Origin of the sequence: Acidovorax sp. 56, assembly GCF_002749705.1 — a bacterium.
In the GTDB taxonomy this organism is placed as follows: domain Bacteria; phylum Pseudomonadota; class Gammaproteobacteria; order Burkholderiales; family Burkholderiaceae_C; genus Acidovorax.
In genome coordinates, this window is the sequence record NZ_PEEV01000001.1 from 1037334 (window position 1) to 1050919 (window position 13586).

At 64.6% G+C, this 13586-nt stretch carries 17 protein-coding genes; 3 read left to right on the top strand and 14 right to left on the bottom strand.

The genetic code is table 11. From position 1 onward, the window contains the following. Nucleotides 1-20 precede the first annotated feature (20 nt). Both CLU88_RS04445 and CLU88_RS04450 read right to left on the bottom strand, forming a co-directional pair. Nucleotides 21-482: a (2Fe-2S)-binding protein gene (locus tag CLU88_RS04445; RefSeq protein WP_099655558.1), complete on the bottom strand. Its 462-nt coding sequence runs from the start codon at nt 480-482 to the stop codon at nt 21-23. A gap of 198 nt (nt 483-680) precedes the next feature. Next, on the bottom strand, nt 681-1253 hold the full coding sequence (locus CLU88_RS04450; RefSeq protein ID WP_099655559.1) for a TetR/AcrR family transcriptional regulator: 573 nt from the start codon (nt 1251-1253) through the stop codon (nt 681-683). A gap of 364 nt (nt 1254-1617) precedes the next feature. Between CLU88_RS04450 and pdxH the strand changes: the two genes are divergently transcribed. The 3 genes from pdxH to CLU88_RS04470 all read left to right on the top strand — a co-directional run bounded on the left by pdxH (nt 1618) and on the right by CLU88_RS04470 (nt 3548). Continuing rightward, nucleotides 1618-2256, top strand: a complete 639-nt coding sequence (pdxH, locus tag CLU88_RS04460; protein WP_099658644.1) for a pyridoxamine 5'-phosphate oxidase — start codon at nt 1618-1620, stop codon at nt 2254-2256. 155 nt (nt 2257-2411) lie between these two features. Then, nucleotides 2412-3005, top strand: coding sequence for a hypothetical protein (locus CLU88_RS04465; protein WP_099658645.1), 594 nt, complete (start codon nt 2412-2414; stop codon nt 3003-3005). 186 nt (nt 3006-3191) lie between these two features. Continuing rightward, the gene (locus CLU88_RS04470) at nt 3192-3548 is read left to right on the top strand and encodes a hypothetical protein (protein WP_099658646.1); all 357 of its coding nucleotides are present in this window, start codon (nt 3192-3194) and stop codon (nt 3546-3548) included. Nucleotides 3549-3899: 351 nt separating this feature from the next. Here CLU88_RS04470 and CLU88_RS04480 read toward each other — a convergent pair whose 3' ends face one another. The 12 genes from CLU88_RS04480 to ssuE form a co-directional block, all read right to left on the bottom strand. Next, nucleotides 3900-4607: an SDR family oxidoreductase gene (locus CLU88_RS04480; protein WP_099655560.1), complete on the bottom strand. Its 708-nt coding sequence runs from the start codon at nt 4605-4607 to the stop codon at nt 3900-3902. Nucleotides 4608-4670: 63 nt separating this feature from the next. Continuing rightward, nucleotides 4671-5672: an NADP-dependent oxidoreductase gene (locus CLU88_RS04485; RefSeq protein ID WP_099655561.1), complete on the bottom strand. Its 1002-nt coding sequence runs from the start codon at nt 5670-5672 to the stop codon at nt 4671-4673. A gap of 138 nt (nt 5673-5810) precedes the next feature. Beyond that, entirely contained in the window at nt 5811-6422 is a 612-nt protein-coding gene (locus CLU88_RS04490; protein ID WP_099655562.1) for a TetR/AcrR family transcriptional regulator, read from the bottom strand. 331 nt (nt 6423-6753) lie between these two features. Then, nucleotides 6754-6969, bottom strand: a complete 216-nt coding sequence (locus tag CLU88_RS04495; RefSeq protein ID WP_015013774.1) for a molybdopterin-binding protein — start codon at nt 6967-6969, stop codon at nt 6754-6756. A gap of 70 nt (nt 6970-7039) precedes the next feature. Next, entirely contained in the window at nt 7040-7864 is an 825-nt protein-coding gene (locus tag CLU88_RS04500) for an ATP-binding cassette domain-containing protein (RefSeq protein WP_099655563.1), read from the bottom strand. Nucleotides 7865-7868: 4 nt separating this feature from the next. After that, complete coding sequence (locus CLU88_RS04505) at nt 7869-8882, bottom strand: aliphatic sulfonate ABC transporter substrate-binding protein (RefSeq protein WP_233205372.1); 1014 nt, start codon at nt 8880-8882, stop codon at nt 7869-7871. A 17-nt stretch (nt 8883-8899) separates the two neighbouring features. Then, nucleotides 8900-9787 (bottom strand): aliphatic sulfonate ABC transporter permease SsuC, encoded by an 888-nt coding sequence (gene ssuC, locus CLU88_RS04510; RefSeq protein ID WP_099655564.1) that lies wholly within the window; start codon nt 9785-9787, stop codon nt 8900-8902. Between the two features lie 8 nt (nt 9788-9795). Then, nucleotides 9796-10158, bottom strand: a complete 363-nt coding sequence (locus CLU88_RS04515; protein ID WP_099655565.1) for a VOC family protein — start codon at nt 10156-10158, stop codon at nt 9796-9798. A 31-nt stretch (nt 10159-10189) separates the two neighbouring features. Then, a complete protein-coding gene (ssuD, locus tag CLU88_RS04520) occupies nt 10190-11353 on the bottom strand; it encodes an FMNH2-dependent alkanesulfonate monooxygenase (RefSeq protein ID WP_099655566.1) in 1164 nt (387 codons plus the stop codon). A 78-nt stretch (nt 11354-11431) separates the two neighbouring features. Beyond that, nucleotides 11432-11584 (bottom strand): hypothetical protein, encoded by a 153-nt coding sequence (locus CLU88_RS23080; RefSeq protein ID WP_199173420.1) that lies wholly within the window; start codon nt 11582-11584, stop codon nt 11432-11434. A gap of 59 nt (nt 11585-11643) precedes the next feature. Beyond that, on the bottom strand, nt 11644-12615 hold the full coding sequence (locus CLU88_RS04525; protein WP_099655567.1) for a sulfonate ABC transporter substrate-binding protein: 972 nt from the start codon (nt 12613-12615) through the stop codon (nt 11644-11646). 190 nt (nt 12616-12805) lie between these two features. Next, nucleotides 12806-13396, bottom strand: coding sequence for an NADPH-dependent FMN reductase (gene ssuE / locus CLU88_RS04530; RefSeq protein ID WP_099655568.1), 591 nt, complete (start codon nt 13394-13396; stop codon nt 12806-12808). Nucleotides 13397-13586: the final 190 nt, after the last annotated feature.

A 13586-nucleotide genomic window follows, 5' to 3' on the forward strand; every position in this document is an offset into this window, starting at 1 on the left:
TGTTCTCCTGCTCGGTGTTCTTAGGCCAAAGACTTGGCGGCTTCGTGGATGGCGGCGCGGATACGAACGTAGGTGCCGCAGCGGCACACGTTGCCAGCCATGGCGGCGTCAATGTCAGCATCGGTGGGCTTCTTCTTGCCCTTGAGCAGCGCGGTGGCGCTCATGATCTGGCCGCTTTGGCAGTAGCCGCACTGGGCCACGTCGTGCTTGACCCAGGCGGCGTGCACGGCCTTGCCCACCTTGTCGTTGGCGGTGACGGCTTCAATGGTGGTGATCTTTTGGCCCGCAGCGGCCGAGATGGGGGTGATGCACGAGCGCACGGGCGCGCCGTTCAGGTGCACCGTGCAAGCCCCGCACAGTGCCTGGCCGCAGCCAAACTTGGTGCCGGTCATGCCCAGCGTGTCGCGCAGGGCCCAGAGGATGGGGGTGGAGTCGTCGGCGTTGACGGCGGTGTCTTTGCCGTTGATGTTCAAGGTTGGCATCGTGGGGTGCTCCTGGTTGGGGTGCGGTGGGGGAAATAATTTTGGCTGAATTATTATTCGACTAAAAATTTCTTGCAGCGGACTGCCGGTTTTTGACTTGGCTGGGCCTGCCCGGCTTGGCCTGCGGCCCTGAATCTCTATCGTCCAAAAACTCTGGCGTGGTGCTTCACGGCGAGCATTGGCACAACGCAGCCAAGGTCAGGCCTTGAGGGCATCCCAGCACAGGCTGAATGCGGTCTGGTGCACGGCATCGTCGTCTGGCAGCACACCGGTGCGTATCAAGTTGGCGGTTTCGCGCACCGAGCCGAGCAGGCTGGCCGTGAGCAGCGAGCCATGCACGGGTTTCAAAATCTCGTTGCGCTGGCCCTCTTCCATCAGCGCAAAAAAACCCGCCATCAGCCGGGTTGAAAACTCGCGGTTGCCCTGGCTGAACCAGGGCGAGTTGTAGTACTGCTCTTGAAACACCACCTCGGCGTACTGGTCGAGCCGGTGGCGCAGCAGGTTGAGCCAAGTGCGCCGCACCCGCGCCTTGAAGGGCATGGCGGGCTCCACGCCGCGCATGATGCGTTCGGCCGTCACGGTTTTGGCGTCTTGGTAGAGCTGGCTGATCAGCTCGTCCTTGGAGGGGTAGTAGACATACAGCGTGCTGGTGGCAATGCCAGCGGCGCGGGCAATCTCGGCCATGGTCAGCCCGCTCAGGCCCGTTTGCGCCACCAGATCAAAGGTGGCCTGGGCAATGGCGCGCTGCTTTTCGTCGTCTTTGGGTTTCATGGCGGGGCCAATATAAACGAATAAATATTCGTTCACAAGCGGGCAAACACCGAACCGCGCAGTGCCCGCCCCTCAGAACCTGTTCAAAGTCTTTTTGAAGTTGCACAAGTGTCTGGCCGGGATGGGATGCAAGGCGCAGCGTGCGGCCAATAGCCCGTGCTATTGGCAAGCGGTGCAACGCCGCAGACCGCCCGGCTAGCCACTTGCCCGAAGGGTTGGAGTGAAATCGGGCGATTGAACGCCCCGGCTGCTTGCATGGGCACCAGCCCATGCGGCGCACCCGTTGCATCCACTCATCCCGATTGCACTCCAATGCAATTTCCAAAAAGACTTTGAACAGGTTCTCAGATGCACAATGGCAGGCATGACCACATCCATCGCAGACCTTCGCAAGAGTTACGAGCGTGCCGAGCTGAACGAAGACGCCTCGCACGCAGCCCCCCTGCAGCAGTTTGACCAGTGGCTCAAGGAAGCCATCAGCGCCCAAGTGCCCGAGCCCAATGCCATGACGCTGGCCACCGTGGGCGGCGACATGCGCCCCAGCACGCGCATCGTGCTCATCAAGGGCTATGACGAGCGCGGGATTGTCTGGTTTACCAACTACGACAGCCGCAAGGGTCGCCAGATTGCGGGCAACCCGTTTGCAGCGCTGCAGTTTCATTGGGTGGAGCTGGAGCGCGTGGTGCGCGTGGAAGGCCGCGTGGAAAAAGTGAGCGATGCCGAGAGCGACGAATACTTCCACAGCCGCCCGCTGGACTCGCGCATTGGCGCTTGGGCCAGCCCGCAAAGCCAGGTCATCAGCGGCCGTGGGGTGCTGGTGGCCAATGCCGCCAAGTACGGTGCGCAGTTCCTGCTCAAGCCGCCGCGCCCACCGCACTGGGGCGGCTACCGCCTGGTGCCCGACCAATGGGAGTTTTGGCAAGGCCGCAAGAGCCGTCTGCACGACCGACTGCGCTACCGCCTGGACGGCACCGACTGGCTGCGCGAGCGGCTGGCACCGTGAGAAGACGGGCTGACTGATCCAACGCGGGGATTCAACGCATGGATTCAGCGCTCTGACCGCACGTTTCAATCCCCCCTGCCCGACTCGGCCCAGCGCCGGGCTCTTTTTTTGATAGCCCCCTGCCCCCTATGCCCGCCCATTCTGGCAACGCACCGATGCGTTCAACACGCCGCCCACCACATTCCGCGCTGACCATCGCCACGACTGCCGTGCTGGCCTGTGCCGCGCTGGCAGCGTGCAACAAAACGGCAGCGCCTTCACAGCCCACGGCCGCTGCGCAGCAAGCCAACGACAGCTTTGCCGCCATCACCACTGCGTGCACCCAGTTCCTGGCCGCGCGTGAGGCGCATGTGGACCCCTTCAGCGAGCCAGGCACCCAAGGCAGCGGCACCTGGGCCAAGACCGGCTACAGCCCTGCCCTGGTACAGCCCGAGGTCAACGCCACCGAATCGCCCGTGACGCCCTTTGTGGGCAAGATCGTCATCAAAGACAACGAGGCCCGGGCCACGGCCGCCACCGAGGCAGAGGCGAAGGCCATCACGCTGACGCCAGCGCACCTGCTCTCCAACCGCACACACACGCTGGTGTACAGCTTTGACGGCAAACAGTGGCGCTGGCAAAACGGCCAGCGCCTGACCAAAGCCCCCGGCCAGAACGACGCCATGGTGGCGCTGACGCAGGCAGAGGTATCGGCCCCCGGGCCGAAGGGGTTTGCAGGGTGCTTGCCGCAACAGCAACCGACTCAATAGCTATTAAAAATATAGCTGCCAGCGCTTTACTGTAGAGCGCTAGACGGCAATTTTATTGCAAATGCACGCATGAATGGCCAAAGCGCGAAGCGCCCTGGTGCGCCGCTGCGCGTGCCCCCAGCGTGGAGCGCAGATACCATGGGCAGCATCACCCTAGCTCCGTCTGGCCTACACCCACTGCCCGATATGCTCACGTTCCTGTACTACGCACTCATGCTTTTGGTCGGTTTCTTCTTTTACCGGCATGGGCAAAAGCTGCTCAACCAAGGGCATCGCGACGACAAAGGCGAGTCCACCCAGGGCATGGTGGGGCCGGTGGGTTTTTTGGTGCTGGGCGCTGCGGGTTGCTATCTGTTGTTTGCCCTGCTGCGCGCGCTGGCGCGGGGCGAGGTGCCTTGCGTGGGCAAGGGCTGTGCCGGGCAGATTTACACACTGGCGGAGCAGGCGGGCCCGTACTGGGCCAACGTGTTTTTCCTGGCGTGGTGCGTGCTGGCGTTTGGCTACGCGTTGTATGTCACGCTCAAGATCTGGTTTCGGCCCTAGGCATCCCCCCTTTCGATGGAGCCACAAGGCCTAAGAACCTGTTCAAAGTCTTTTTGGAGTTGCACAAGCGTCTTGCCGGGATGGGCTGCTAGGCGCAGCGCGCAGCCAATAGCCCGTGCTATTGGCAAGCGGTGCAACAACGCAGACCGCCCGGCAAGCCACTTGCCCGAAGGGTTGGAGTGAAATCGGGCGATTGGACGCCCCGGCTGCTTGCATGGGCACGAGCCCATGCTGCGCATCCGAAGCATCCACTCATCCCGATTGCACTCCAATGCAATATCCAAAAAGACTTTGAACAGGTTCTAAAGCCGCTTCACTGCGTGCAGGGCAAGCAAGCCGCCCTGCACACCGTCAGGCCTGCGGCGGCAAGTAGCCAGGGCGGTCTGCCGTCATCGACTGCTTGACGTGCTGGGTGATCTCATCGGCCAGCACTTCGTCTGCGCCCGCCTCCAGCCCATCCAACGCGCGCCGGACGATCTGCTCGGGGCTGGTCTTGGGTACGTCAAAGCCGCGGGTCAGGTCGGTGTCCACATAACCCATGTGCAACCCCAGCACCTGCGTCTTTTGCGCGGCCAACTCGTAGCGCAGCGCGTTGGTCAGCGACCAGGCGGCCGACTTGCTGGCCGAGTAAGCCGCCAGTTCACCGCCGTTGACCCACGAGGCCACCGACAGCACATTGAGCAGTGCCCCGCCGCCGTTGGCCTGCAAGACGGGCGCAAATGTCTTGCTCACACGCAGCATGGCGAAAAAGTTGGTTTCAAAGAGCCTGCGGGTGACCTCTTCGCTGTCGTCCGCCAAAAATCCGCCAGGCTGGGCGATGCCTGCGTTGTTGATCACGAGCGTGACGTCTGACGCCAACGCGGCAGCAGCGGCGACATCGCTGGGGTTGTTCACGTCCAGGCGCAGGGCCTGCAAGCCAGCCTGGGGGGTGATGGTGGCGGGATCGCGCGCACCGGCGTACACCTTGCGCGCACCACGGGCGAGCAACTCGCGGGCAAATGCCAGGCCGATGCCGCGATTGGCACCGGTGACGAGGACAACAGCGTTTTCGATCTTCATGGAAATCTCCAGGGGTTGGGATAAAGACGGGTACGGAAAAAGGGCGCTGCGCCAGCAGTCGGCTCACTGGACCTTGACGACAACCTTGCCCTTGGCGCGCCCAGCTTCTACATAGGCCAGGGCTTCGTTGGTGGCGTTGAACGGAAAGACTTTGTCGATCACCGGGCGGATGGCGCCCGCTTCGATGAGGCGGGTGATCTCTTGCAACTGGCCGCCGTGCGCCCGCATGAAGAGGAACGAGTAGCCAATGCCCAGCTTGCGGGCGCGCCGCCGGGTGCCTGCGCTGAGCAGGCGCATCACCAGTCGCACAAAGCCGGGGGCACGGATGTCCTTGCCAAACTCGGGGTCTGGCGGGCCAGAGATGGAGATGAGCCGACCGCCCTTTTTCAGCACCCGCAGGGACTTGGCCAGCGCCTGGCCGTCCTGGCTGTGAAGGACCACGTCGTAGTCGCGCAGCACGTCTTCAAAGTTTTGCGTCTTGTAGTCGATGACCACATCCGCGCCCAAGCTCTTGACCAGGGCCGCGTTGCCCGCGCTGGTGGTGGTGGCCACGGTGGCGCCCAGGTGCTTGGCCAGCTGGATGGCAAAGGTCCCCACGCCGCCCGAGCCCGCCTGAATGAACACCTTCTGCCCTTTTTGGAGCTGGGCCTTTTCCACCAGGGCCTGCCAGGCCGTCAGGCCCACCAAGGGAATGGACGCCGCCTCTTCCATCGTCAGGCCTCGGGGCTTGGCGGCCAGCGATGACTCTTTGACAGCCAGCAGTTCTGCAAAAGCGCCAATGCGGAAATCGTCAGGGCGGGCGTACACCTCGTCGCCGGGCTTGAACTGCTGAACGCGCGAACCGACCTTGACCACCACACCGGCCACGTCATGCCCGAGGACAAGGGGCAGCTTGTAGGGCAGGATGAGTTTGAACTCACCGCTTCTGATTTTCGCGTCGAGCAGGTTGACGCCAGCGGCATGCACCGCCACCAGCACCTCGTCATCGTGCAGGTCGGGCGGCGGGATGTCGGCAGGCCGCAGCGCACCCTGCTTGGCATAGCGATCGAGGACAAAGGCTTTCATGGGGTTTCCTTATTGCAGCGGGGCCAACGTGGTTGAGCGTGCCAAGCGGGCTTCAAGGTGCAGGCCACACCGTTTGCCTCAAATTTCGCATGACAATCATCATATAAAAATGCAAAAAAAAGCGCGCGGCTGACAGAATCAGCCCGGCGCGCCGGGGGGCGTCAGGTGCTTGATGGCGGCCTCGCGCAGGCTGTCTGACAAGGCGGGCTCATCCACAGCACGGGCCAGCACCAGGGCGCCCACCATGGTGGCAATGGTGACCAGTGCGCCCTCATGGGCTTCAGGCTGGCCCCACTGCGGCGACTGGCGGGCAATCAGGTCGACCATTTCCTTGATGTGCCGGGTCGCGACACGGCGCACCTCGGGGGTCTGGCGCACGGTCTCAGAACCCAGTGCGGCCAAGGGGCAGCCCGTTTCGACACCCTCGACATGCTGTTTGGAGAGGTAGGCGTTGAGCATGGTCACCAGCGCCCGCTGAGAGGACTCGCCCGCCACGACGTTTGCAACGAGCGCCGCAGATTCCGCACACGCCTGGGCCGCAGCTTCGGTCAACATGGCTTCGCGGGACTCAAAGTGCGCATAGAAGGCACCGTGCGTCAGGCCCGCCTCCTTCATGATGTCTGCCACCCCCGTGCCGTGATAGCCCTGGCGACGGATCGCCCGCGCAGCCACCGACACGATGCGTTCGTGGGTGGCCTCTTTGGCAGCGGCTCGGGCATTGGGCTGTCTATTTCGCATGACGCATATCATACATTTTATCAGGCGCGCTGGCAAGCAGGCACCCTGGCCGGTGCCCCATGCCCGCCCTTTGCCTGGTCAGCACCAAAAACTCAGGCCCTTTGCAAGGGCCTGAGGGGTGAAGCGCGCGGCAGGTGCTGCTATGAACGGAAGCAAAATCGCTACGCTTTCAATAGCACCTCGCGCTTATCCATAAAGCGCTAGACGCCAATTTAATTATGGAGCAGGCCTCTTTGAACCTGAAATATCCGTTCGGGTTGAGCTTGTCAAAACCTTGCGCGGCGCTTCGACTGCGCTCAGTGAACGGTTCAAGCAGGTTCGTGCCGACCCCATCAAAATCAACTCACAGCTTGGCGATGGACACCTCGGTGGACTTGACCAGCGCTACGACGTCAGAGCCGACGACCAGGCCCAGGTCGTCCACCGAACGGGTGGTGATGACGGAGGTGACGATGCCCCAAGGGGTTTCGACATCGACTTCAGAGACGACATCGCCACGGATGATTTCGCGCACTTTGCCCTTGAACTGGTTGCGTACGTTGATGGCTTGAATGGACATGGGGTTCTCCTTGAAAGTCCGTTGGTAAAAGGCTGACGTTGATAAAAAGAAAGCGGATAAAGAAAACAGATCAGATGGCCCAGCGCAGGCCGTGGGCAGGCACACCGGGCCAGCTCGCACCGCCGCCTGCAGCGGACTCGGGGTCGGGCTTTTGCAGCACGCGGTCGAGGATGCGTTTTTCCAGTGCGGCAAAAGCGGCGTCGCCGTGGGATCGTGGGCGTGGCAAGTCAATGCGTTGGTCCAGCGCGATCTGGCCGTCCTCGATCAGGATCACGCGGTCGGCCAGGGCCACGGCTTCTTGCACGTCGTGGGTGACGAGCAGCGCGGTAAAGCCGCTGCTGCGCCACAGGCCTTCGATCAGGCGGTGCATTTCGATGCGGGTGAGCGCATCGAGCGCGCCCAGGGGTTCATCCAGCAACAGCAGGCGCGGGTTGTGGACCAAGGCGCGGGCCAGGGCCACGCGCTGGCGCTGGCCGCCGGACAGGCGCGCTGGCCACTCGCCCAGCCGGTCACCCAGGCCCACGCGGGCCAGCACATCGGCGGCTGCACCGCGCTGTGCTGGCGGCAGGCCCAGGGCCACGTTGTCGGCCACGCGCTTCCAGGGCAGCAAGCGCGAGTCCTGGAACATGATGCGGGTGCTGTCGCTCAGGCCGCTCACGCCCTCGCCGTCGATGCGGATGGCACCGCCCGAGACGGATTCCAGCCCCGCCACCAAGCGCAGCAGCGTGCTTTTGCCGCAGCCGCTGCGGCCCACGATGGCGACAAACTCGCCGGGCTCGATCACCAGATCGGCCTTTTTGAGCACGCTGCGCGCGCCGTAGCGCTTGTCCACGCCGCGCACTTCCAGGCGCACGCCGGTGCCTGCGGGCTTTGCGGAAGAAAGGGGTTCAGTCATTGCATCAGGCTCCGGGTTTGAAAAGGGCCACGTCCAGCGCGTTCACGCGCCGTGGCAGGAGTTTTTCGGACAAGAAGGCATCGGCAATGCGCTGCTGCTCGGCCAGCAGGCCGGGCTGCACGGCGCGCACGTCGTAGCTGCGGCGGCTGTTGGCCTGCTCCACCGTGGCGGCGTCCAGCCCCCACACCGGGGCGAGCAAGGCAGCCGCTTCTTGCGGGCTTTGCTTGACCCACTGGCCGGCCTTTTTCAGCTCGGCAAACAGCACCTGCAGCACATCGGGCCGGGCCTGGGCAAACGGGGTGGAGGCGAGGTAGTAGCGCTGGTACGAGGCGATGTCGCCCTGCCCCTGCCCACGGCCGTCCGCAATCACCCGCACGGCCGATTGGCGCTGCACGGCGGCCAGGAACGGGTCCCACACCACCCAGGCGTCGATGGCACCGCGCTCAAACGCGGCGCGGCCATCGGCGGGGGTGAGGTAAGCGGGCTCGATGTCCTTGAACGCGAGGCCCGCTTTGTCCAGCGCGGCAATCAGCAGGTAGTGCGCGCCTGCGGCCTTGGCAAAGCCTATTTTTTTTCCCTTGAGGTCGGCCACGGTTTTGATCGGCGAATCCGCCCGCACCACGATGGCCTGGGCCGAGGGCGATGGGGCCTCTTGCGCCACAAACGTGAGCTGCGCGCCTGCCGCCTGGGCAAACACGGGCACGGTGTCGGCCACATCGGCGCTCACGTCCACGTTGCCCAGGTTCAGGGCTTCGAGCAGCGGCAGGCCGCTGGTGAACTCGTGCCAGCTCACCTTGACTTGCAGGGGCGCCAGCAGTTGCTCCAGCGTGCCACGGGTCTTGAGCACCACGGCCAGGGTGGACGACTTTTGGTAGCCCAGGCGCAGCACCTGGGGCTTGGCAGCGCTGCCCTGGGCCTGGGCCAGCGCGGCCCAGCCGGTGGCGGCGCTCAGGGCTGCCAACGTGCGCAGGGCCTGGCGGCGGGTGGTCATGGCGGCAGCGGTGTGCAGTCGGGTCATATCCATGTCCTCCTGCATCACGCGGCCTGGTAGCCGGGGTGCCAGCGCAGCCAGTAGCTTTCCAGCGTCTTGGCGAACACGTCGGCCAGCTTGCCCAGCAAGGCGTAGAGCAGGATGCCCACGAGCACGATGTCGGTCTGCAGGAACTCACGGGCGTTCATGGTCAAGTAACCAATGCCCGCCTGGGCCGAGATGGTTTCGGCCACGATGAGGATCACCCACATCAGCCCCAGCGAAAAGCGCAGCCCCACCAGGATGCTGGACAACGCCCCGGGCAGGATGATCTGCTGGTAGAGCTGCCAGCGGCTCAGGCCGTAGGTGCGCCCCATTTCGATCAGGCCAGGGTCTACGTTGCGGATGCCGTGGAAGGTGTTGAGGTAGATCGGGAAGAACACCGACACGCTGATGAGGAACAGCTTGGCCGACTCGTCAATGCCAAACCACAGGATGACGAGCGGAATGAGCGCCAGCGCGGGGATGTTGCGCACCATCTGGATGGTCGAGTCCAGCAGCGTCTCAAAAAAACGCACCGAGCCGGTGAGCAGGCCCAGCACCAGGCCCAGCCCGCCGCCAATGGCCAGCCCCGCCAGGGCACGGCCCGCGCTGACCTTGACATGCGTCCACAGCTCGCCCGAGGCGGCCAGGGCCCACGCGGCCTTGATCACATCCAGCGGTGCGGGCAGAACGCGGGTAGAGAGCCAGCCCAGCGACGAGGCAATCTGCCACAGCACGATGAGGCCCACGGGCACGGCCCAGGGCAGCAGGCGCTGGCCCACGTTGCGGGCAAACAGGGCCAGTTGCGATGGCAGCACCGGGCTGCCGGACTCGTCAGGGGTGTCGGAGACAGTAGCTGCAGAACCTGCAGGGGCGACCTGCAGCTCGCGAACGTTTTGAATTTGGGTCATGCGATGGCTCACGGTGTGTGATCGGGTTCCAGAAACTCCAGCTGGTTGCCCGCTGGGTCTTTGACGTAAAAGCGCAGGTAGCCAGGCAGCGCGCGGTTTTCCACCAGCGGCAGTTGGGCCTGCAGCAGGCGCCCGCGCAGGGCGGGCAGGTCTTGCACTTCAAAGGCCAGGTGCGATACCGCAGGCGCGGGCTGCCACTGCTCGGTGGGCACCAGGTCAATGCGCTGGGTGCCCGCCACAAAGCGCAGCGCATTGCCCGCTTGCAGGCGCACTTCAGGCAGGCCCAGCAGGCTGTTGTAAAAGTTGCGAATCTGCCCCTCGGCCCCCGAAGGAAAGGGCAGCTGCACGTGGTTGATGGAGTGGACGACCATGGTGAATGTCCTGTTGCGCCGTGCCGCCGGCTCAGCTTTGCGACGCCTTGGGCACGTACTGGTTGCCCACGGTTTCGCCAAAGGGGCCCAGCGGGTTGCCGCCGGTGAGCTTTTCCTGCACCTTGACGGGCAGCAGCGGAAACACCAACTCGGCAAAGCGGTAGGCTTCTTCGAGGTGTGGGTAGCCCGAGAGCACAAAGGTGTCCAGCCCCAGGTCGGCGTATTCCTGGATGCGGGCGGCCACGGTTTCGGGGCTGCCCACCAGGGCCGTGCCCGCACCGCCGCGCACCAGGCCCACACCGGCCCACAGGTTGGGGCTGATCTCCAGGTCTTTGCGGCTGCGCTTGGCGCCTCCGGCGTGCAGCGCGGCCATGCGGCGCTGGCCTTCAGAATCCATGCGGGCAAACACGGCCTGGGCGCGCACCACGGTGTCGTCGTCCACATGACTGATGAGTTCTTCTGCCGCCGCCCAGGCTTGCTCCTCCGTCTCACGCACGATGACGTGCAGGCGGATGCCGAATTGCACCGTGCGGCCCAGCTTGGCGGCGCGCTCGCGCACATCGGCCACTTTCTTGGCCACTTCGGCCGGTGGCTCGCCCCAGGTGAGGTAGGTCTCGACCTGCTCGGCCGCCAGGTCGTGCGCTGCGGCAGACGAGCCGCCGAAGTACACCGGAGGGTGCGGCTTTTGCAGCGGCGGAAACAGCAGCTTGGCGCCCTTCACGCTCAGGTGCTTGCCCTCATAGTCGTAGGTTTCGCCGTCATGGCTGCGCGCCAGAATTTCGCGCCAGATGCGGATGAACTCTGCCGACTGCTCGTAGCGCTCGGCGTGGTCGAGGAACACGCCGTCGCCCTCCAGCTCGGTCTGGTCGCCGCCGGTGACCAGGTTGATGAGCAGGCGCCCGCCCGAGAGGCGGTCGAACGTGGCGGCCATGCGGGCGGCCAGCGCGGGCTGGTGCAGGCCAGGGCGCACCGCCACCAAGAACTTGAGGTTGCGCGTGACGGGCAGCAGGGTCGATGCGATGACCCAGGGGTCTTCGCACGAACGTCCGGTGGGGATGAGCACGCCTTCGTAGCCCAGGCTGTCGGCCGCGACGGCCACTTGCTTGAGGTAGTCGTGGCTGAGCTGGCGGCCGCCCTTGGCGGTGCCCAGGTAGCGGCTGTCGCCGTGGGTGGGGATGAACCAGAAAATCTGCATGGGGGTCACCTGTGTGCTGGGGGGCTGAGAGTGTTTTGGGGCCCCGGCCTTGGGGCCAGGTGCCTGTTTTTTTGGGGGTCAGTACGAGATCGCAAAACCGAAGGTCGGTGCACGCCCCGCGCCGTTGCAAGGCCTGGCACTCAGCCCCCAGGCCTGGGCCGTGACGCACAGCATCTGCTGCAGGCGCTGGTGCAGAGGAAATGGCATGGGTGCAGGCGTACGGGTAGGCATGGTGGGCTCCTCGGTCAGTGGATCGTCAGTGGATCTATGGGGCTACAGCGGTGCCTGGATTACTTCAGGTCCACAGGGGCGGCGTGCAGCAGGTTCAGCTTTTTGGGGATCAGCTTCAGGTCAAAGAAGGTGTCGGCAATGGCTTGCTGCTCGGCCAGGATGTCGCGGGTGACCACGGTGGTGCCGTAGCCCACGCGGCCCACAAACAGCTCGGTGATGGAGCGGTCCAGCCCCAGCACTTGCGCCAGCTCGGTGGCGGCCTCGGCCTTGTTCTTGGAGATCCAGGTCTCGATGGTGTTGACCTCCTCCACGGCAATGCGCAGCACCTCGGGGTGGCGGGTGGCAAAGTCGCGCGAGGTGAAGTAGTACGCACGGTTGTTGACCACGCCCTGGGCGTTGGCCAGGATGCGGGCGCCCAGCGTTTTCTCGGCCGAGGCGAGGAAGGGGTCCCAGATCACCCAGGCGTCCACCGCGCCTTTTTCAAAGGCAGCACGGGCATCGGGCGGGGCCAGGAAGACGGATTGCACGTCGGCGTACTTCAGCCCGTGCTTTTCCAGCAGCTTGACCAAAAAGTAATGCACGTTGGAGCCCTTGTTGTAGGCCACGCGCTTGCCCTTGAGGTCGGCCACGGTGCGGATGACCGAGTCCTTGGGCACCACCACGGCCTCTACCGCCGGGCGGGGCACCGAGGAGCCCGCGTACACCAGCGGCGCGCCAGCGGCCTGGGCAAAGATGGGGGGTGCTTCGCCCACGTCACCAAAGTCGATGGAGCCGACGTTGAGCGCTTCGAGCTGCACAGGGCCAGCGTTGAACTCGGTCCAGGTCACCTTGGCGCCCAGCGGGGCCAGGCGCTTTTCGAGCGTGCCGCGGGCCTTGATGAGCGAGAGCCAGCCTTTTTGGTGACCCACCCGCAGCACGGGGGCTGCGGACGACTGGGCCAAGGCCGGGTTGGCCAGGCCTGCAGCGGCCAAGCCCGTTGCAATGCTGGTCGCCAGCACCTGGCGGCGTGAAGATGAAAAACGGTGTGTCATGGAATGCTCTTTTGGGGTGGTTCAGTCGCCCAGGCGGCGGTGCTATCGGAAATCAGCGATCCGCTATCGCCGTGCAGCGGGCAACAGTGCCCCCTGCCCTGCAACCTGGGCATGTCAACAAATCAAGGGGAGAGGAACCAGGCCAGGGGGGGGTGGTTTCGACGCCCCCACCGCTGGCCTAGTGGCTGCGTTACACGCTACATCGCACCTGCGAGAAGTGGACGGGCTCGAAGCGTCCGGCCTGGGCGGGTGTGGGCTTGAGGGTTTCGGTGATCAGCAGATTCACCGCATCGTCCAGCCGCGCAGCGATGTCGCTGTGCACGTCATAGCCGCCCTCGGGCGTCACGGTCACTTGCGAGTCGGTGGCATAGATGCCGGGCAGGATGTGCTTGGCACCCAGCGACTGCAGCACGGGCCGCAGGGCGTAGTCCAGCGCCAGCATGTGGTGCGGGCTGCCGCCTGTGGCCAGGGGCAGCACGGTTTTGCCCTTGAGCGCGGTCTGCGGCAGCAGGTCCAAAAACACCTTGAGCACGCCGCTGTAGGCGGCCTTGTAGACCGGGGTGGCCACCACCAGCACGCGGGCCTGGGCCACCTGGTCGGCCGCAGCCACCACGGTGGGGTGACCAAAGTCGGCCAGCAGCAGGGCCTGGGGCGAGAGGTCGCGGATGTGGATGCGGTCCACCAGGGCACCCCGGGCGTGCAGGCGCTGCGACACGGCATCCAGCAAGGCGGCAGAGCGGGAGCGCTCTGAGGGACTGCCGGCAATCAACAAGGCGGACATATCTTTCCTTCACTACTGTTTTGATAGCTGCCAGCGCTTGATGGATAAGCGCTAGAGCCTAATTTTCTTCAAAGGATGCGTTCAGGCTGTGCTCCGCCCTGCCCGCGCTGCAGGGCTTGGCAGGCGGGTCCATCCAAAGCCCTGGCATGGCCGGGGCCCGTGGTGCACGGAGGGCTGGGCGCGGAGTACG